The organism is Devosia sp., assembly GCF_039927955.1.
GTDB lineage: Bacteria > Pseudomonadota > Alphaproteobacteria > Rhizobiales > Devosiaceae > Devosia.
Genome location: NZ_JBDSUA010000029.1, coordinates 35,731 through 53,037, shown reverse-complemented (window position 1 = coordinate 53,037; position 17,307 = coordinate 35,731). Strand labels below are relative to the sequence as shown.

The window sequence follows — 17,307 nt, the reverse complement described above, 5'->3', positions numbered from 1 at the left end:
TTTGCGTTATTTGCCCATCACTTGGACCGTGAATTTGGCGTCGTCCCAGCGCGCATCACCCAACCAGAGGAATGTGAACACCACGGCACAACCCGCTTCCAGCGTGCTGGTATCGAGATCGACCACGTGCAGGCCAAAACCAGTCTCAAGGGTTGGCGTATCCGTCGCACTTTGCCAGCCATCAACCGACCAATGCACACGCGCGCTCCGCTCAAGCTGCAGTCGCAGCATCTTGCCCTGCGGGATCTTGGACAATTGGTTATTGTTGCGCCAGATCCGCAGCGTCGACGGCGTCTGCTGCGTCACGTAGCGCGCCACGGTTTGCGGCGGCATGTCGAACACCGTGCCATCAGCCAGCGAGCGCAGCAGCTTGATATGCTCGGCATGGGCCCAGACCAGCGGCATGGCGCTGCCCGAGGGGCGACCCAGGAACAGTTCGTGCGCGGGCACGTCGGCACTGTCCCAAACCTGTTCGGGCAGCAGTCCCTCGCCGCTGGCCGAAGCCTCGATCGTTGCCAGCAGTTTTTCGGCTGCTTCGGGACGACCGGCGGCCAGTTCGTAATGGGCGCGCTCACCAGCCAGCAAAGGCCAGGCGCGTCCCTGCCCGATGCCGTCGAACGGGCTGCCATCGGGATTTTCGCCATAGCCATCGCCGGTATAGCGATACCACAGCGGGCCTTGGGGCAGGTCCACCTTCAAGGTCCGGTCGATCACCTTGATGGTATCGAGAATACGCGGATCGTGCGGCGCTCGCAGCCCGAACCGTACCAGCGCCAGCGCATCCGGGCTCAGCACATTCCGTGTCGGCAGCCAGGACTTATCCGTCACCTGATTTCGGATCGGCGTGCGCCCCTCGGCGGCGCCGGCCACATCGGTAATGTCATTGCCGCTGATCCGCACATAGTAACCCGCCACGCCCATTTCGGCGCAGAGGTCCGGATCGCCGGCATAGGTCCAGTCTTCGATCTGCTCGTTCCAGCAATCGGCGGTCTGGCGCAGCAATTCCGCCGCTGCGGCGTCGTTGCGGTGCTCCAGCAGATCGGCCGCTGCCAGCAAGGCGGCAATCTCCACCGCCAGAGTGAACGGACTATAGCCGCCGTCTTCTTCCCAGCGATCCTGGCTGGTGGCCGGGCCATTGGCGATGATGTAGCCGGCGGCGCGCCGGACCATCGGCATGAAGCGGTCGAGCAGCGTGCCGGTCAGGTGATCGCGACGATGCAGCAGGTCGGTCAAAAGGATCGGGAACGCGCATTCATCCATCTGCACGCCGTGCCAATACGGCCGCCCGTCGAGCCACAGATTTTGTGGCCAGCGCCCGGACGCCAGTTGCACCTCGCGCAGATATTGCAGGATGGCGAGCGCCTCCCGATCGTCACCCGCTGCCAGAAAGCCGCCGGCGGTCTCGACCAGATCGCGGGGCCAGATCAGATGATAGCCGCCCAGATCGTCATCGCCCTTGCTGGCGCCCCAGGGGATCGACAGGCTTGCCACCACGGCGCCGGGTCGATCGGCGGCGCGGTGACTTGCCAGCACCGCGGTCGAGACGCGATAGGCGCGGCCACCTTCACGATCAAGCGGGCGCAGTCCCTGCTGCCAGGTCTGCCAATTGGTGGTGTAGGCCTGCGATGCGCCATCAAAGCCGTCACGCAGACTGGCCAGCACATGCGCCCCGGCCTCGGTTTCCGATTGGCCGAAGCCGAGCGCCAATATCGCGGTCGTGTTGCCCTCGGAAAAGCCGATCTCGCCCACCAGGGCGATATTGCCATCGTCGGCCCGCTGATATTGCGGATCGATCACCCCGTCGCGCAGCAATTGCTGATAGCCATCCGATTGCCCGACAAACCCCACCGAACGCTCCCGCAACGGCAGAGAACAGCCCAGCGCCAGATAGCGCGACCGCCCGCTGGCAAACAGCAGGGGCACATCGCGTTGCTCGCCGATCCAGGCCGAATTGGCCATGCCGGCATTGACCAGATGCGGCGCCAGCAGCGCATAGACCCGATAGTCCGATGGCTTTCCCACCAGGGCAGTGAAGGTGATGCGCTGTAAAACCGTCGGGCGGGACGGATCGGAAATGACCTGCTTGTCGATGCGGTAGCGGCCGTCAGCGGAGGTGTTAACGACGTGAAAGGCGGGAACGCCGGCCTCGTTCTGCTGCGTCACCGTAGCGCAATCGCGCTTTTCCTCGGAGAAATAGCCGTTCGGTCCGACGATCAGCAGGCCGAAATCGCGGATGCAGGCGCTATCCACCCTTGGATAATAGACTTCGTTCAGGATGCCGTGGCTGAGGGTGAACCAGACCGGCGATGCCGCCGACAATGCCGTCCCCACCCCGCTTTTGGCGCTGGAGGTCCAGCGCGCCGGAATGCCGGGACCGCCGGGGGCAAAATCAAGCAGCGTGTTCAATTGGGCATCGGTTCCTAAGTCGGCAGAGCCACAGGCTCCCCCATTGTGGCCCTTCTTGGTCAGCTTCGGAACAATGAACGAATGTTAAAATGGCCGACCGCAACGGCACGAGCGAACGCGGCAGAAATCCACGCCGCGTTCGCTTCGTCGGCAGTTCGGTCTAGCGGAAGGCCGGGATTACCTCGCGGCCGTAACGAGCAATGATGTCTTCTTCTTCGCCGCTGTCGAGATAGATGTTGAACTGGGTGACACCCGCCGTTTCGAGGTCACGGATCTTGGCGATGTGGTCGGCGGGTTCGCCCAGCACGCAGAAGCTTTCGACGATATCGTCGGTGATGAAATCGAGGAACGGGTTATCGGCCTGGCCGTGCTTGGAATAGTCATAGCCGCGGCGCTTTTCGACGTAGGAGGTCAGGCTCTTGGGCACCTGGTCGCTGTCGGCGCCGTACTTTTCCACGATATCGGCGACGTGGTTGCCCACCATGGCGGGGAACCATTTGACCGCTTCGATGGCCTTCCGCTTGTCGCCAAAATAGGCCGGCGCCGCCGCCATCGAGCGGAAGCCCGACATGTCCTTGCCCGCCGCCTTGCCGGCATCGATGCACTGGTCGGTGAACCACTTGCACAGCCCCGGATCGGCAATCTGCAACACCACGCCTTCGGCGGCTTCGCCCGCAGTCTTGAGCGCCAGCGGCCCATAGGCGGCAATCCAGCTGGGTATTTCGTGGCCCACGGCCCAGGGGAACTTCACCGGCGCCGGGATTTCGCCGTAGGAGACTTCCTCGCCGCGCACCATGGCCTTGGTCTTGGCGATGAATTCGGCGACCCGGCCGAGCGTTGCGGGTTTCTTGCCCATGACGCGCATCGAACTGTCGCCACGGCCAACTGCCAGGTCGAAGCGTCCCCCGCTCTGCTTGGAGAGCGAACCGAAGATCGAGGCGGCGACCGACCAGTCGCGCACGTCGGGATTGGTCACCAGCGGACCAAAGCGCATGTGCTCGGTGTGTTCCATGCACATGGCGATGGCGGCGTAGCAATCGCGCCAGAGAATATGGGAATCGTAGAACCAGCAATAGGTGAAGCCGGCAAACTCGGCCTGCCGCACCAGATAGCGGGCCCGCTCGGCATCGACAAAGCCCTTGAAGGTGATCCCGAATTCCATGGTGTCGCGCTCCTCGCCCGAAATTTGACCAGACGATCAAATTCTGTCTGTCGGCGCGCCATTGTCAATCCAATTTTGCAGCGGCGGCATCAGTTTCGGCGCGATCATAGACAACAATGGGGTGCGCACTGCCCGGCAGGCGCACGATGGTGGCGGCAACGCCATAGACCTGCCGTAGCAGATCGGGCTGCAGGATTGCATCGGGCGAACCCTGTGCAACCACGGCGCCCGCCTGCATCACCACCAGATGATCGCAAAATCGCGCCGCCAGATTGAGATCATGCATGGCCAGCACGATGGTGCAGCCGGCCTCGGCGCGGCGGCGCAACAGATCGAGCACCAGCAGTTGGGCCTGAATATCGAGGTGGCTGGTGGGTTCGTCCAGCAGCAGCAACTGGGGCTCCTGCGTCAACGCCCGGGCAATCTGCACCCGCTGCTGTTCGCCCCCGGACAGCGTGTGGTAGAGCCGGGTGGCAAAGGCGGACAGGCCGATCGCCTCAAGCGCAGCCTGCACCAGCAGCGCATCGTGCCCCGACGGCATGGTCTGCCAGGCGGTCTGGAACGGCACACGCCCCAGCGCCACCACGTCGCGCACGGTCAGGCGCTCCGCTGTCGTGGCGGACTGTTCGACATAGGCGCACAGTTTTGCCCGCTCCCCGGGCACCATGCCGGGCAGGTTGGTGCCGTTGAAGGCGATGGTGCCAGAGGAAAGGCGGCGCAGGCCGAGCATGGCCGCAATCAGCGTCGACTTGCCGGCGCCATTTGGCCCGATCAGCCCGGTGACACCGCCTTTGGGCGCGGTCAGGCTGACCCGGTTCAGGATCGTGCGGTCGCCGGCTTTGACCGTGGCATTGCCCACCACCAGCCCGCTCATGTCACCCGCCGGTAGCGCAGCAGGATCAACAGGAAGGCCGGTGCGCCGATCAGAGCGGTGACGATGCCGACCGGCAGTTCGCGCGGGTCGAACAGGGTGCGCGCCGCCGTATCGGTCCACAACATGAAAATGGCGCCGACCAGCATCGACATCGGCAGCAGCACGCGATGGCGCGACCCCACCGCCAGCCGCACCGCATGGGGCACCACCAGTCCGACAAAACCGATGGCACCGCCAATGGCCACCATCACCCCGGTCAACAGCGCGGTGGCGGCCAGCAGGGTCCAGCGCAGGCGCGTGATGTCGATGCCAAGACTGGCGGCGGCATCATCGCCAAAGGCAAAGGCATCAAGGCCGCGGCCGGACAACAAAATGATCGGCGTACACAGCGCCAGCGCCAGCATCACCAGAACGGCATCGCCCCAGGTGGTGCCACTGAGCGATCCCAGCAACCAGCTGAGGATTTCACGATAGGAATCGCCGGTAGCCGACCAGAAGATCAGCAGCGATGTGGCAGCCGAGGCCAGCGCGGCGATGCAAATGCCGGCAAGGATAGCGCGTGACGGCGTGGCGCCGCCGAGTAGTCGGGCGATCAGCAGGGCCAGCCCCAGCGCGGCAAGGCTGCCCAGAAACGCTCCGACCGGCATCAGCAGCGCCGCCCCGGTCAACAGGAAAATCACCGCACCCAGCGCCGCGCCCGATGACAGGCCGAGCAGATAGGGATCGGCCAGCGGATTGCGGGTCAACACCTGCATGACCGTGCCAGCCAGTGCCAGACCGGCGCCAATCCCCAAAGCGGCCAGCACGCGCGGCAGCCGCAATTGCCAGACGATGGCATCGCGCAGGTGGGACAGCGGGCTGTCGCCCGCCATCCCCAGATGATGCAGGATGGTGCCCCACACCTCGGTCGGCGAAATTTCGGCCGGCCCGAAGGTTACCGCGATGGTGGCGCTGGCCAGCAACAGCGCCCAGAGGCCAGCATAGGCGGCCAGATAGGCTGGCCGTTGCGGCATTACTTGGCCGGAATGTTCAGAGCGGCCAGTTGTTTGGCCAGATCGAGCGTCGCCGGTACATTGCGCACCCCGGCTTCGGAGGCCGGGAACGGAATGATCAGATAGCGCTGGTTGACCACGGCATCGAGCTGGCTGGTGATCGGATTTTCCGACAGCAGCTTGATCTTTTGCGCCGCCGGATTCCAGGCCGCATCGACCAGCACGATCACGTCCGGATTGGCATCGACCACAGCCTCCCAACTGGCGGCGACCCAACCGTCATCGACATCGCCGAAGACGTTCTTGAGGCCAAGCGCAGTCATGATCATTGCCGGGGCGTTGCTGCCCGCGCCGACATAGGGCGCCTTGGTGCCGGAGGAATACCAGACAGCGGTCAGGCCCCGCGGATCGGGCGCGAGCGCTGCAAGGCTGGCCTTCTGGCTGTCGACCAGTGCGGTGGCCGCCGCGTCGGCATCGAAAATGCTGCCCATTTCGCCGATTTCGGCAAAGATGGCGTCAAAGCTCAGTTTGGGTGGCTTGACGGTGCGGCAGGCAGCGGGCGCGACATAGGTTTTGACGCCCAGCTGTTCCAGCGTTGGCCGTTCCCCAGCACCGTCGGCAGCAAAGTTGCTTTCCCAGCCGCCATAGATGAAATCGGGGTCGGTTTCGAGCACCACTTCCTGCGACGGCAGCTTGTCGGCAAGCACCTTGAGACTAGCCCCGGCTGCAGCCAGCGCCTCGGGCAGAGGCCCATCCTGAAAGCCGACACCGACAATGCGGTCACCCAGACCCAGCGACAGCAGCAGTTCGGTGGCGGTGGACTTGATGGTGACGACGCGGGCCGGTGCCTTGTCGAAGGTGACTTCGGCGCCGCAGTTCTGCAGCGTCAGCGGATAGGTGGTGGCGGCAAAAGCCGGGCCGCTAAGGGCCAACAGAGCGGTGGTAAGGACGACGAGACGCATGATCGATTAATTCCCCTGCCTGGCGTCCTGCCGAATGGCCGAACCCTTGCCTTCAAGTTCTGCCCGCGCCGTATCATAGCCGAGCTGGTAGGCTTCGGCTGAACCGAAGCGGAACATGTCTTCCTCGAGCGACCGCACCAGCGCCCGCGCCCCGGGGGCGTCGAGGCCGCACACCAGCCGGCCCAGCCCGCGCACCACGGCAACCGGCAGGCCGCCGGCCTTGCCCTTGACCAGATCGGCAGCGCCGGCAATTTCATCGGCGACCACAGCAATGGTGGCATGCAATGGCCTTCCATTGGCATCATTGCCGCCGCGCAGGTCTTCGGACAGCTGCACCCCAGCCGCGCCGATGGCGACATCGGTCTGCCCGACGCGCCAGGGGCGGCCAAAGGTGTCGGTGATAATGACGCCCAGCGCAAAGCCGAGGCGATCGCGCAGCGCGGCGCACAGCGCGTTGGCGGATTTGTCGGGATCTTCTGGCAGGCGCAGCGCAAAACCATCAGGCACATTGGACATGTCGATGCCCGCGGCAGCCATGATCAGCCCCTGCCTTGTTTCCACGATGCGGGTGATGCCGCCGGGATGAACGCGTTCGGCGACGACGCGGACGGTGTCTTCGGTGATGGCTTTTTCGCGGTCGGTGGCAGGCACCAGCCGCCCCTCGGCCTTGGCGATAATCTTGCTGGCAACCACCAGAATATCGCCATCGGCCAATGCCAGCTCGGGATCCCCTGCGGCCATGGTATCGATGGCGTCAAGGATCAGTGCGCGCAGATCGTCGCCATCATGGACTTCGGGAATGCCGGGGACCGCCCAGACGAAAAACCGCGGCAAGCTCACGATGGCAATCCCGTCAGCTGGCGCAGACGCGGCAAGATTTCCCGCGCGTAGAGATCGATGAACCGGGCCTGATCGTTGCCCGGCGCATGGAACACCAGATGATCGAAGCCATAGTCGATATAGGTCTTGATCGCGGCGACATGTTCCTCGGGATCGCTGGAAACGATCCAGCGCTTGGCGACCCGCTCGATCGGCAGTTCGGCGGCCAGCCGCTCCATTTCGGCGGGGTCCTGCACCGAATGCTTTTCCTCGGCCGAAAGCGACAAAGCCGCCCACAGCCGCGTGTCGTTGAGGGCACGATCCGGATCGGTATCGAACGACACCTTGACCTCGATCATGCGCTCATAGGGCTTGCCGGCCGTCTCGCTTTCGGCGCGGCCGATTTCCACATTGGGCAGCAGTTGATCGACATACAGCTCGGCGCCCTTGCCCGACGTGCAGATAAAGCCGTCGCCGGCGCGGCCGGCATATTTGGCATTCAGCGGCCCGCCGGCAGCGATATAGATCGGCACCGGTTCGGCAGGCTTGTCATAGATCGTGGCATTGACGGTCTTGTAGTATTCGCCCTCGAAGCTGACGCGATCCTGCGTCCAGAGCTGGCGGATGAGTTTGACCGCTTCGCGCAGCCGCGCCGAGCGCTCCTTGAGTTCGGGCCATTCCATGCCGGTGGCCGGCACTTCGTTCAGCGATTCGCCGGTGCCGACGCCCAGAATGACGCGACCGGGAAACATCGCTCCCAATGTGCCGAAGGCGTGGGCGACAACGGAAGGATGCAGCCGGAAGGTCGGGGTCAGCACCGAAGTGCCCAGAATGATCCGCTCGGTCCGCGCCAAAACTGCAGCCATCCAGGCCGGCGCGAACGGGGCATGCCCATCGGTATGTTTCCAGGGCTGGAAATGGTCGCTGACAAACACCGAGTCGAACCCGGCCTGTTCGGCCTGCACCGCGAAGGCCAGCAGCGCATTGGGTGAAAACTGCTCGGCCGATGCCTTATATCCAAACCGCATTTGCGCCTCCCAGCCGGAATTCGTTATTTTGACCAAATGGTCAAAGATTTGTCCACCGGAATCTTGCAGGCGGAGCGCGCCGCCATTTCAGTGGCGCGCTCCGCCTGTCCTGCCAAGACTCAGCGACGGTTCAGCTCGACCACCGGAATGATATCGCGCGTCGTTTCTTCCGCATATTTGGCAAATTGGGGAAACCGCTTGGCCTGCTCGGCATAGATGGTGTCCCGTTCGGCGCCTTCGAGCGCGCGGGCGTGGACGGGAACCCGCTCGATGACCTTGCCGTCGCCGACCGAAATCTCGAAATCGGGATGAGCGACGACGTTGTGGAACCATGCCGGGTCCTTGGGTGCCCCTCCATAGGAGGCAAAGACGTACCAAGGGCCCTTCCCGTCCCGCAGGAACATCAATGGCTGGGTGCGTTCCAGGCCGGATTTGGCGCCGATGGCGTGCAGCAACAGCACCGGAGCATCCTTGAAGTAACCCCCTGGCTGGCCGCCGTGCTGGTTGAAATCGGCGATAACCTGTTGATTGAAGTCGTTCATTTTTGAACCTTCCCACTTGTTGGCGAATGCCTTGCAGCGATCGATGCCAACCTTGGGCGCCAAGGCTACGCCACCTCAAACAGATAGGCGAGGCTCACTGGTAGTCAATGCTGCTTTGAAGCCGCCTGGCACGTCGACGTCGCATTTCTGATCGACGGACACGCCGGCCGACGGCCTGATTCAGGCTCGTTCCATGCACAGATGTTGACGTCCTGGCAAAACTATGCGAAATGACATCGGTGTCATGACATCGGTGTCATAAGCTGAGCACGACACGCTGCTGGAGGATTTTCCACATTCCGGGCCTGGGCGCGACGCCGTTTCGCGCTAAGCATCGGCTTGGAAATTGTTCCAGCGCCAGGGAGAAACCGATGGCCACGATTTACGACGTTGCCCGCCTTGCGGGTGTATCGCCCAAGACGGTCAGCCGCGTCCTCAACGGGGATGCGCCGGTCAATGACAAGACCCGCGAAGCGGTCAATGCCGCCATGGCCAGTCTGACCTATGTGCCGTCCAGCGCCGCTCGCTCGATGCGCAGTCAGAAATCGGGCCTGATCGGGATGATCACCGGCGCCATCAGCACCTCGCTGCAATCGTTCGAGGCGGCGGGCCTGCCTGACATCTATATCGTGCAGGGCGCCCAGCGCGCCTTTGCCGAACATGGCATGACGCTGCTGATTTCCGACACCGGCGGCAAGCCGGACCGGATTCCCGCGCTGGTGCAAACCTTTCTCGAACATCGGGTCGAGGGGCTGATCTATATCGCGGGCTGGCACCAGCAGGTGGAACTGCCGGCCAGCGTGCGCAAAACCAAGCTGGTGCTGGCCAACTGTTTTGATGCCCATGGCACCCCCACAGTGCTGCCCGATGACGAGGGCGGCCAGCACGACCTGACCGCTCTGCTGATCCACAAGGGCCACCGCCGCATCGGTTTTCTCACGTTGCCCGAGCGTCAGACGGCGCGGCCGCTGCGCACCAAAGGCTATCAGCGGGCGCTGGCCGAGAATGGCATCGCCTATGACGCCGATCTGGTACTGGCCGGGGCGCTGAGTGACGAAGCCCATGAATTCGACAGGCTCTGGGACTCGCTGGACCGGTTGCTGCGGCTGCCTGAACCGCCCACCGTGATCTGCTGCGCCAACGACAAGATGGTGATGCGCGTCTACACGCTGCTGCGCCAGCGCGGCCTGTCGATCCCCGACGACATCTCGATCGCCGGCTATGATGACTACAAGATTATCACCGAGCATCTGCACCCGACCGTGACCAGCGTCGACCTGCCCTATGGGGTGATGGGCATGCGGGCTGCCGACAAGCTGATGCGCCTGATCACAGGCACAACCAAACCGAATGAACCGAGCCAGGAACTGGTCTCGGGTCCGGTGGTCTGGCGGGAATCCGTCAGGGCCCGTGACACCGTCGTCACGCCATTCATAAGCAGGAGGAAAGAAACATGACGTTCTTCAGGACACTCATTGGTGCTCTGGCGATTTCGACCGCCTTGGGCGGCACGAGCTTTGCCGCAACTGATCTGAGCATGTGGTATCACGGCGCCGGCAATCCGGTGGAACGCCAGGTGCTGATCGGCATCATCGACGATTTCAACACGTCGCAGACCGATTGGGCGATCAAGCTCGAAGAATTCCCGCAGGGCGCCTATAATGACAGCGTCACCGCTGCCGCCCTGTCCAACAAACTCCCCGATATTCTGGACGTCGACGGCCCCAATATGCCGAACTGGGCCTGGTCGGGCTATATGGCGCCGCTCGATCTGCCCGAGAGCATGTTTGCCGATTACCTGCCCGGCACGCTGGGCAAGTGGCAGGGCAAGCTCTATTCGGTCGGCCTGTGGGACGCGGCGGTGTCGATGGTCGCGCGCAAGTCGGTGCTCGATGAATTTGGCATCCGCGTGCCGACGCTGGAGCAGCCCTGGACCGGCGACGAGTTCGAGGCAATCCTGCAAAAGCTCAAGGCCAGTGGCAAGTTCGAATACCCGCTCGATCTGGGCATGGCCTGGACCGGGGAATGGTATCCCTATGCATTCAGCCCGCTGCTGCAGAGCTTTGGCGGCGATATCGTTGACCGCACCACCTATAAGACCGCCGAAGGCGCGCTGAACGGGCCTGACGCGATCAAGTTTGGCGAATGGTGGCAGCACCTGTTTGTCGACAAGCTGGCGCCCGGCACCTCGCAGGATCCGGCTGACCGCGATACCGGCTTCATCAACGGCAAATATGCCCTGAGCTGGAACGGCAACTGGGCCGCACTCGGCGCGCTCGAAAAATTCGATGACGTGCTGTTCCTGCCGGCGCCTGATTTCGGCCATGGCCCCAAGATCGGCGCTGCCTCCTGGCAGTTCGGCGTCACCGCCGGCAGCCAGCATAAGGATGGCGCCACCGCGTTTATCAAGTTCGCCCTGCAGGACAAGTATTTCGCCGCCTTCTCCGATGGCATCGGCAACATTCCGCCGACCAAGACGGCAGCGGCAATGTCCAAGAACTACAAGGACGGCGGCGCCATGACGGCGTTCTACGCGCTCAGCGAAAAGCAGGCGCTCGTCCGTCCGGTGACCCCGGGCTACATCGTGGACGCCAAGATCTTTGAAAAGGCCCTCGCCGATATCGCCAATGGCGCCAACGTCACCGACACGCTCGATGCGGCGACCGACGAGATCAACGCCGATATCGAAAAGAACAAGAACTACGGTTTCTAGAGCATTTGTTGTCACGTTTCCGAACCGCAAAAGTGGCGTCCACTTTTGCTGGAAACGCTCTGGCGTCCCGCCGCTTGCGCGGCAGACTAAGGCGTTGCGGCATCCGACCCCCTCGGGATCCGCAACGTCTCGACCTCCCACGTCCCTCCCGGACGGCGGTTCGCCCACGGGCGAACCGCACCCCAACCAAGCCACCGCAGGGAGACCAAGATGTCCGGACCCGTTTCAAGATCGAAATTGCAGGATTCCCCGCGCGCCGGCTGGCTGATGGCACTGCCCGCCTTCCTGCTGCTGGTGACCTTCCTGATCGTGCCGTTCGTTCTGGCCTTTGCGCTGTCGTTCACCAATCAGCGGCTGGTTTCGCCCAACCCGACCGAGTTTGTCGGAACCCGTAATTTCGAGAGCCTGCTCGGGGTCGGCATCCTGACGCTGCAACCCGATCTCGATTCGACCTCCAAGCAAGTGTTGCGCGACGCGACCGGCGCGGCGAGCTATCCGGCGGTGCGCGGCTTTACCCGCAACAATCCCGACTATCCGCAATATGACGGCATGCGCGAAATGACCTCGCTGCAGTTTGGCGACACCAGGGTCGTGGTGCTGGCGCGCGATCTGCTGTTCCTCAAGGCGGTCGGCAATACGCTGCTGTTCGTGATTTTCGTGGCGCCGTTGCAGGGTGGGCTGGCGCTGCTGCTGGCGCTGCTGATCAACCAGAAACTGCGCGGCATCAACGTGTTCCGCGCCATCTATTTCATGCCGGTGGTGGTGTCGATCGTCGTCGTCGCCCTGCTCTGGCGCTTTATCTATGACGGCCAGAACGGCCTGCTCAACTCCATGCTGGGCGCCATCACCTTTGGCGGGTTCAAGCCCGTCGACTGGCTGGGCAATCCAGCCACGGCGCTCGGCGCCATCATGGCGATGTCGATCTGGCAGGCGGTGGGGTTTCACATGGTGATCTGGCTTTCGGGCCTGCAAACCATTCCCGTCTCGCTCTATGAGGCGGCCGATATCGAAGGCGCCACCGGCTGGCAGAAATTCAGGTACGTAACCTGGCCCGGCCTGCGCAATACCGCAGTGCTGATCCTGATCGTCATCACCATGCAGGCTTTTGCCCTGTTCTCCCAGGTCAACGTCATGACCCGTGGCGGCCCGCTCGATAGCACCCAGACCATGGTGTTGCAGGCGGTATCGCGCGGCTACGAAAAGCAGGACATCGCCGGCGGCTCCTCGATTTCGGTGGTGCTGTTCCTGATGGTTTTGTCGATCTCGCTGCTGCAACGCTATCTCACCCGGGAGAAGAAGTGATGACCGCCCTCAAATCCGGCAATGGTCCGGTCAAGCTGACGCTGCGCTATGGACTGCTGGTCGTGGTCGCGCTGATCTTCATCTTCCCACTGGTGTTTATGCTGGTGTCGTCGCTGAAACCGGATCAGCAATTGCTCAGCGATACCTCGTCGCTGCGCGCCTTCCTGCCAGTGGGCGATATCTCGCTCGACAATTACTTTGCCGCATTCAAGCGGGCGCCGGTGGCGCTGTTCATCTTCAATTCGATCCTGGTCACTGCCATCACCGTGGTGCTGTCGCTGTTCCTGTGTTCGATGGCGGCGTTCTCGTTTGCCTGCATCACCTGGCGCGGCCGCGAACTGGTGCTGGCGATCATCATCGCCACCTTGATCGTGCCCTTTGAAACCATCGCCATTCCGATGCTGATGGTGGTCAACAACCTGCCCTGGGTCAGTTCCAGCGGCGTCACCTTTGGCTGGCTCAATTCCTATCATGTGCAGATCGTGCCGTTCATTGCCGATGGGCTGACCATCTTCCTGTTCGTGCAATATTTCCGCGACCTGCCAAAGGAGTTGATCGAAGCGGCGCGGCTCGACGGCGCCACCTGGTTCCAGGTCTATTCCAAGGTCATCGTGCCGATCTCGGGCCCGGTGTTTGCCACAGCGGCGATCCTGAAATTCCTGGCCATGTACAACCAGTATCTGTGGCCATTGATGACCACCCAGTCCGAGCAGTTCCGCCCGGTCATGGTGGGGCTGCAATACTTCTTCCAGCTCAATATCGCCTGGGGCGAAGTGATGGCCTACCTGTCGCTGATCACCATCCCCGTCCTTGCCTTTTACCTGTTCCTGCAACGGGCGTTCATCGCTTCGATCGCCTCGACCGGGATCAAGGGCTGACTTTTACCCCATAGAAAGACGTTTACCGTGGCACTCGCACTCAAAGACAAATGGATCTGGGACTTCTGGCTGGCCCGCGACGGGCAGGATTGGCACATCTATTTCCTGCAGGCCGACAAGAGCCTCGGCGATCCCGACCTGCGCCACCGCAACGTGACCCAGGGCCACGCCATCAGCCAGGATCTGTCGAACTGGACCCATCTGGGCACCACCTTTGCCCCCTCCAAGGGCAATGGCTTTGACAGCTGGACCACATGGACCGGTTCGGTGCTCAAGGACGACACTGGCCTCTGGCATCTGTTCTACACCGGCACCAGTACCGAGCAGGCGGGCATGCACCAGCGCATCGGCCACGCCACCTCCACCGACATGCACCATTGGCAGCGTGTCGGCAGCGGGCTGGCGCTGGATATTTCCGGGCCCGATTACGAGGAATACACCCCGGGCCACTGGCATGACCGCGCCATGCGCGATCCGTGGGTGATCAAGGATCCGGATGGCGACGGCTGGCTGATGTATTTCACCGCCCGCGTCCCCAGCATTGCCGAACCCAATGCCGGCGGCTCGATCGGCTTTGCCACCTCGCCAGATCTGTACACCTGGACCATCCAGCCACCGGTATTTGCCGGCGGCATGTTCGGCCAGATGGAAGTGCCGCAGGTCTTTAACGTCGGCAGCCAATGGTACATGCTGTTCTGCACCGATGGCTCGCACTGGTCAGAGGCCTATCGGCGCTTCAATCCCGAACAGCCGACGCGGGGAACCCACTATCTGATGGCCGACAATCCGCGCGGTCCGTGGCAGGTAGCACCCGGCCCGTTCCTTGAAGGGCACAATGGCAGTCGCTATGCCGGCAAGGTCGTGCCGACTGACACCGGTCTGATGCTGATGGGCTTTATTCACGATGACGCCGAGGGCAATTTCGTCGGCGAAGTGTCCGATCCGATCCCGGTCAGCATCGATGCCGAAGGCCTGCTGCATGCGCAGATCGACAAGGTCGCGCCCGGCGCCAAGATTTAACCCTCACGTTGCGAGAACCACCATGGCCAATCTTGAACTCAAAAATCTGCACAAGAGCTTTGGCAGTGTCGACGTCATCAAGGGCGTCGATCTCAAGGTCGAGCATGGCGAATTCGTCGTCTTTGTCGGCCCCTCGGGCTGCGGCAAGTCCACCCTGCTGCGGATGATCGCCGGGCTTGAGGACATTTCGAGCGGCGAGCTGCGGATCGGCGGCAAGCTGTGCAACGATGTGCAGCCACGCGACCGGGGCGTCGCCATGGTGTTCCAGTCCTATGCGCTCTATCCGCATATGACGGTGTACGACAATGTCGGTTTTGGCCTGAAGCTGGCCAAGACCCCCGAAGCGATCCGCGACGCCAAGATTCGCGAAGCGGCCCGCATCCTGCAGATGGAACATCTGTTGCAACGCAAGCCGGCAGCGCTGTCCGGCGGCCAGCGCCAGCGCGTCGCCATCGGCCGCGCCATCGTGCGCCAGCCCGAAGTGTTCCTGTTTGACGAACCACTGTCCAATCTCGACGCTGCGTTGCGCGGTGACATGCGGGTGGAGCTGGCCAAGCTGCACAATGACCTGGGCGCCACCATGATCTACGTCACCCACGATCAGGTCGAGGCGATGACGCTGGCCGACAAGATCGTGGTGCTCAATCAGGGCGTGGTGCAGCAGGTCGGCACCCCGCTCGATCTTTATCACCACCCGGCCAACCTGTTCGTCGCCGCTTTCATCGGCGCCCCCAAGATGAACCTGCTGCCGGTCACCGTCGCGGCCAGTTCGCCCACCAGCGTCACCGTGCATTCCGCGGTGATGGCGCCGGTCACCCTGCCGCTCGACGGCAAGGCCCTCAAGAGCGGCGATACCGCAACATTGGGCCTGCGCCCGCATCACCTGCTGCCAGCACCAGACGGCGCAATCGCCGGCAAGGTGGTGCTGGTAGAACGGCTGGGCAACGAAACCATCGTCAACCTGACGCTGCCCTCGGGCCAGACCATGATCGCGGCGCTGGGCAGCGAAAGCAACGCCGCCATGGGCGAAACCCTGACCCTCGGCTTCGCGCCCGACAAGGCCCTGCTGTTTAACGCCGAAGGCAACAATCAGCAGGTTATCTAGGGCGAACTCACTCTGCTCCCCGCCCCAAGGGCGGGCTATCACATCTGTAAAGTTCACCTGCCCAAATTCTGAAGTCGACACCCTCCCCCTTGCGGGGAGGGATCAAGGGTGGGGGTGGGCAAGCCATGATATTGGTGAAACCCACCCAGCATCCCGGCAATGCACTTGCCGAATGGGGGCACTGCCGCAGGCAACCCTTGGATGCGTCGGGGATTTAGGGGATAAGCTGGTTTTCCACCCGAACGACGGACGCTGTCATTTGCCCAATCCTTTTTCCGCCCCGGCTGCGGCCCCGCCCGAGCCCAAGCGGCTGCATTCGCTCGATGCGGCGCGCGGCGTGGCGGCTTTGGCCGTGGTGTTCTGGCATTGGCAGCATGTCTATGCCATCGGCGGCGGCGAACTGAAAGATCGCACGATCCAGCCGTTTTATGGGCTGCTGTTCCCGCTCTACAATGCCGGCTGGCTGGCGGTGGAGTTCTTCTTCACCCTCTCGGGCTTTGTGTTCTTCTGGCTCTATGGGCAGGCGATCGCAGACAAAACTCTCGGCCTGCGCAGCTTCTGGGTAGCGCGGTTTTCCCGGCTCTATCCGCTGCACCTGCTGACGCTGCTGATCATCGCCGTGCTGCAGATCGCGCTGATGAGCCATGGGCTCAAGAGCTATATCTATGGTGGCACCAACGTGCCCAACTTCCTCTGGAACCTGTTTTTCCTGCAATATTTCGTGCATGGCTGGACCTATAATGGCCCCGAATGGTCGGTCGGCGTCGAGATCATCCTGTACGCGCTGTTTTTCCTGTATTGCCGCCTGCTCAAGCCGCACTGGATCTTGCCGCTGCTGATCGCGGTGGGCATCGGGGTTTACGTGCTGTTCCACGATTGGGCGACCGGGCGCGGCATTATCGGCTTTTTCGCCGGCGGGCTGGTCTATCAGGCCTGGCGCTGGTGGCGCGCCCAACCGCGCCTTGCCACCTGGGTCACGCCCCTGTTCTGGCTGACCGTGGCGCTGTGGGCCTTCTCGATTTTCGAACTGAAATTCCATCCGGTGGCCAATTGGCTCAACCAGTTCGACGGGCGCGGCTGGTGGTGGATGGAAATGGCGTTCCGGATGGTGCTGGTGCCACTCTCGGTGCTGGCCTTGGCGTTGCATGACGAGCGCGGCGCCCGCTTCTGGCAAAAGGTCTCGCCGCTGGGCGATCTGACCTATGCGCTTTACCTCTGGCACTTCCCGCTGCAACTGCTGATGGCGGTGGCGGTGCTGCTGCTCGGCTTCCCGCTGGCGCCGATCCAGACCCCGTGGGGTCTGCTGGTCTATCTGTCGGCGCTGATCGGCCTCTCGATCCTGAGCTATAACTGGGTCGAACGTCCGGCGCAGTCGTGGCTGCGCAAGCGGCTATCGGCGCCGCAGCGTCTGCCCGGATAGTGCAGTCGACACCCTCCCCATCAAGGGGGAGGTGCCGTCCTGTGGGTGGACTGTGCTGTGCCCTGATCGCTGTGCGATAGTCTT

General features: G+C 62.8%; 15 protein-coding genes. 7 read left to right on the top strand and 8 right to left on the bottom strand.

From position 1 onward, the window contains the following. Nucleotides 1–6 precede the first annotated feature (6 nt). From ABIT12_RS08820 to ABIT12_RS08785, 8 genes are all read right to left on the bottom strand, one after another. Nucleotides 7–2,406: a glucan 1,4-alpha-glucosidase gene (locus ABIT12_RS08820; RefSeq protein WP_348042576.1), complete on the bottom strand. Its 2,400-nt coding sequence runs from the start codon at nt 2,404–2,406 to the stop codon at nt 7–9. A 160-nt stretch (nt 2,407–2,566) separates the two neighbouring features. After that, entirely contained in the window at nt 2,567–3,568 is a 1,002-nt protein-coding gene (locus tag ABIT12_RS08815) for a TIGR03842 family LLM class F420-dependent oxidoreductase (protein WP_348042575.1), read from the bottom strand. 64 nt (nt 3,569–3,632) lie between these two features. Further along, the gene (locus ABIT12_RS08810; RefSeq protein ID WP_348042574.1) at nt 3,633–4,442 is read right to left on the bottom strand and encodes an ABC transporter ATP-binding protein; all 810 of its coding nucleotides are present in this window, start codon (nt 4,440–4,442) and stop codon (nt 3,633–3,635) included. Beyond that, the gene (locus tag ABIT12_RS08805) at nt 4,439–5,455 is read right to left on the bottom strand and encodes an iron chelate uptake ABC transporter family permease subunit (RefSeq protein WP_348042573.1); all 1,017 of its coding nucleotides are present in this window, start codon (nt 5,453–5,455) and stop codon (nt 4,439–4,441) included. Before ABIT12_RS08805 ends, ABIT12_RS08810 begins: the two co-directional genes overlap by 4 nt. Then, entirely contained in the window at nt 5,455–6,396 is a 942-nt protein-coding gene (locus tag ABIT12_RS08800) for a putative F420-0 ABC transporter substrate-binding protein (protein ID WP_348042572.1), read from the bottom strand. Before ABIT12_RS08800 ends, ABIT12_RS08805 begins: the two co-directional genes overlap by 1 nt. A 6-nt stretch (nt 6,397–6,402) precedes the next feature. Next, nucleotides 6,403–7,236, bottom strand: a complete 834-nt coding sequence (gene cofE / locus ABIT12_RS08795; RefSeq protein ID WP_348042571.1) for a coenzyme F420-0:L-glutamate ligase — start codon at nt 7,234–7,236, stop codon at nt 6,403–6,405. Then, nucleotides 7,233–8,243 carry a glucose-6-phosphate dehydrogenase (coenzyme-F420) gene (gene fgd, locus ABIT12_RS08790; RefSeq protein ID WP_348042570.1) on the bottom strand — a complete coding sequence of 337 codons (1,011 nt, stop codon included), beginning with the start codon at nt 8,241–8,243 and terminating at the stop codon, nt 7,233–7,235. The genes cofE and fgd overlap by 4 nt, the downstream gene beginning before the upstream one ends. Before the next feature lie 119 nt (nt 8,244–8,362). Continuing rightward, entirely contained in the window at nt 8,363–8,785 is a 423-nt protein-coding gene (locus ABIT12_RS08785) for a nitroreductase/quinone reductase family protein (RefSeq protein WP_348042569.1), read from the bottom strand. Nucleotides 8,786–9,156: 371 nt separating this feature from the next. Here ABIT12_RS08785 and ABIT12_RS08780 point away from each other — a divergent pair, with 371 nt between their 5' ends. From ABIT12_RS08780 to ABIT12_RS08750, 7 genes are all read left to right on the top strand, one after another. Beyond that, nucleotides 9,157–10,242: a LacI family DNA-binding transcriptional regulator gene (locus tag ABIT12_RS08780; protein WP_348042568.1), complete on the top strand. Its 1,086-nt coding sequence runs from the start codon at nt 9,157–9,159 to the stop codon at nt 10,240–10,242. Next, nucleotides 10,239–11,498, top strand: coding sequence for an extracellular solute-binding protein (locus ABIT12_RS08775; protein WP_348042567.1), 1,260 nt, complete (start codon nt 10,239–10,241; stop codon nt 11,496–11,498). Before ABIT12_RS08780 ends, ABIT12_RS08775 begins: the two co-directional genes overlap by 4 nt. Nucleotides 11,499–11,708: 210 nt before the next feature. Then, the gene (locus ABIT12_RS08770; protein WP_348042566.1) at nt 11,709–12,800 is read left to right on the top strand and encodes a sugar ABC transporter permease; all 1,092 of its coding nucleotides are present in this window, start codon (nt 11,709–11,711) and stop codon (nt 12,798–12,800) included. Further along, nucleotides 12,800–13,678: a carbohydrate ABC transporter permease gene (locus ABIT12_RS08765; protein ID WP_348042565.1), complete on the top strand. Its 879-nt coding sequence runs from the start codon at nt 12,800–12,802 to the stop codon at nt 13,676–13,678. Before ABIT12_RS08770 ends, ABIT12_RS08765 begins: the two co-directional genes overlap by 1 nt. Before the next feature lie 27 nt (nt 13,679–13,705). Next, a complete protein-coding gene (locus ABIT12_RS08760) occupies nt 13,706–14,698 on the top strand; it encodes a hypothetical protein (protein ID WP_348042564.1) in 993 nt (330 codons plus the stop codon). Between the two features lie 22 nt (nt 14,699–14,720). After that, a complete protein-coding gene (locus tag ABIT12_RS08755) occupies nt 14,721–15,803 on the top strand; it encodes a sn-glycerol-3-phosphate ABC transporter ATP-binding protein UgpC (protein ID WP_348042563.1) in 1,083 nt (360 codons plus the stop codon). Nucleotides 15,804–16,062: 259 nt separating this feature from the next. Further along, nucleotides 16,063–17,223 (top strand): acyltransferase, encoded by a 1,161-nt coding sequence (locus ABIT12_RS08750; RefSeq protein ID WP_348042562.1) that lies wholly within the window; start codon nt 16,063–16,065, stop codon nt 17,221–17,223. Nucleotides 17,224–17,307: the final 84 nt, after the last annotated feature.

Excerpts from the sequence above, each read along its gene's own strand:
- ABIT12_RS08815 (WP_348042575.1), bottom strand. The coding sequence starts at position 3,568 with ATGGAATTCGGGATCACCTTCAAGGGCTTTGTCGATGCCGAGCGGGCC.
- ABIT12_RS08810 (WP_348042574.1), bottom strand. The coding sequence starts at position 4,442 with ATGAGCGGGCTGGTGGTGGGCAATGCCACGGTCAAAGCCGGCGACCGC.
- ABIT12_RS08805 (WP_348042573.1), bottom strand. The coding sequence starts at position 5,455 with ATGCCGCAACGGCCAGCCTATCTGGCCGCCTATGCTGGCCTCTGGGCG.
- ABIT12_RS08800 (WP_348042572.1), bottom strand. The coding sequence starts at position 6,396 with ATGCGTCTCGTCGTCCTTACCACCGCTCTGTTGGCCCTTAGCGGCCCG.
- fgd (WP_348042570.1), bottom strand. The coding sequence starts at position 8,243 with ATGCGGTTTGGATATAAGGCATCGGCCGAGCAGTTTTCACCCAATGCG.
- ABIT12_RS08785 (WP_348042569.1), bottom strand. The coding sequence starts at position 8,785 with ATGAACGACTTCAATCAACAGGTTATCGCCGATTTCAACCAGCACGGC.
- ABIT12_RS08780 (WP_348042568.1), top strand. The coding sequence starts at position 9,157 with ATGGCCACGATTTACGACGTTGCCCGCCTTGCGGGTGTATCGCCCAAG.
- ABIT12_RS08775 (WP_348042567.1), top strand. The coding sequence starts at position 10,239 with ATGACGTTCTTCAGGACACTCATTGGTGCTCTGGCGATTTCGACCGCC.
- ABIT12_RS08770 (WP_348042566.1), top strand. The coding sequence starts at position 11,709 with ATGTCCGGACCCGTTTCAAGATCGAAATTGCAGGATTCCCCGCGCGCC.
- ABIT12_RS08765 (WP_348042565.1), top strand. The coding sequence starts at position 12,800 with ATGACCGCCCTCAAATCCGGCAATGGTCCGGTCAAGCTGACGCTGCGC.
- ABIT12_RS08755 (WP_348042563.1), top strand. The coding sequence starts at position 14,721 with ATGGCCAATCTTGAACTCAAAAATCTGCACAAGAGCTTTGGCAGTGTC.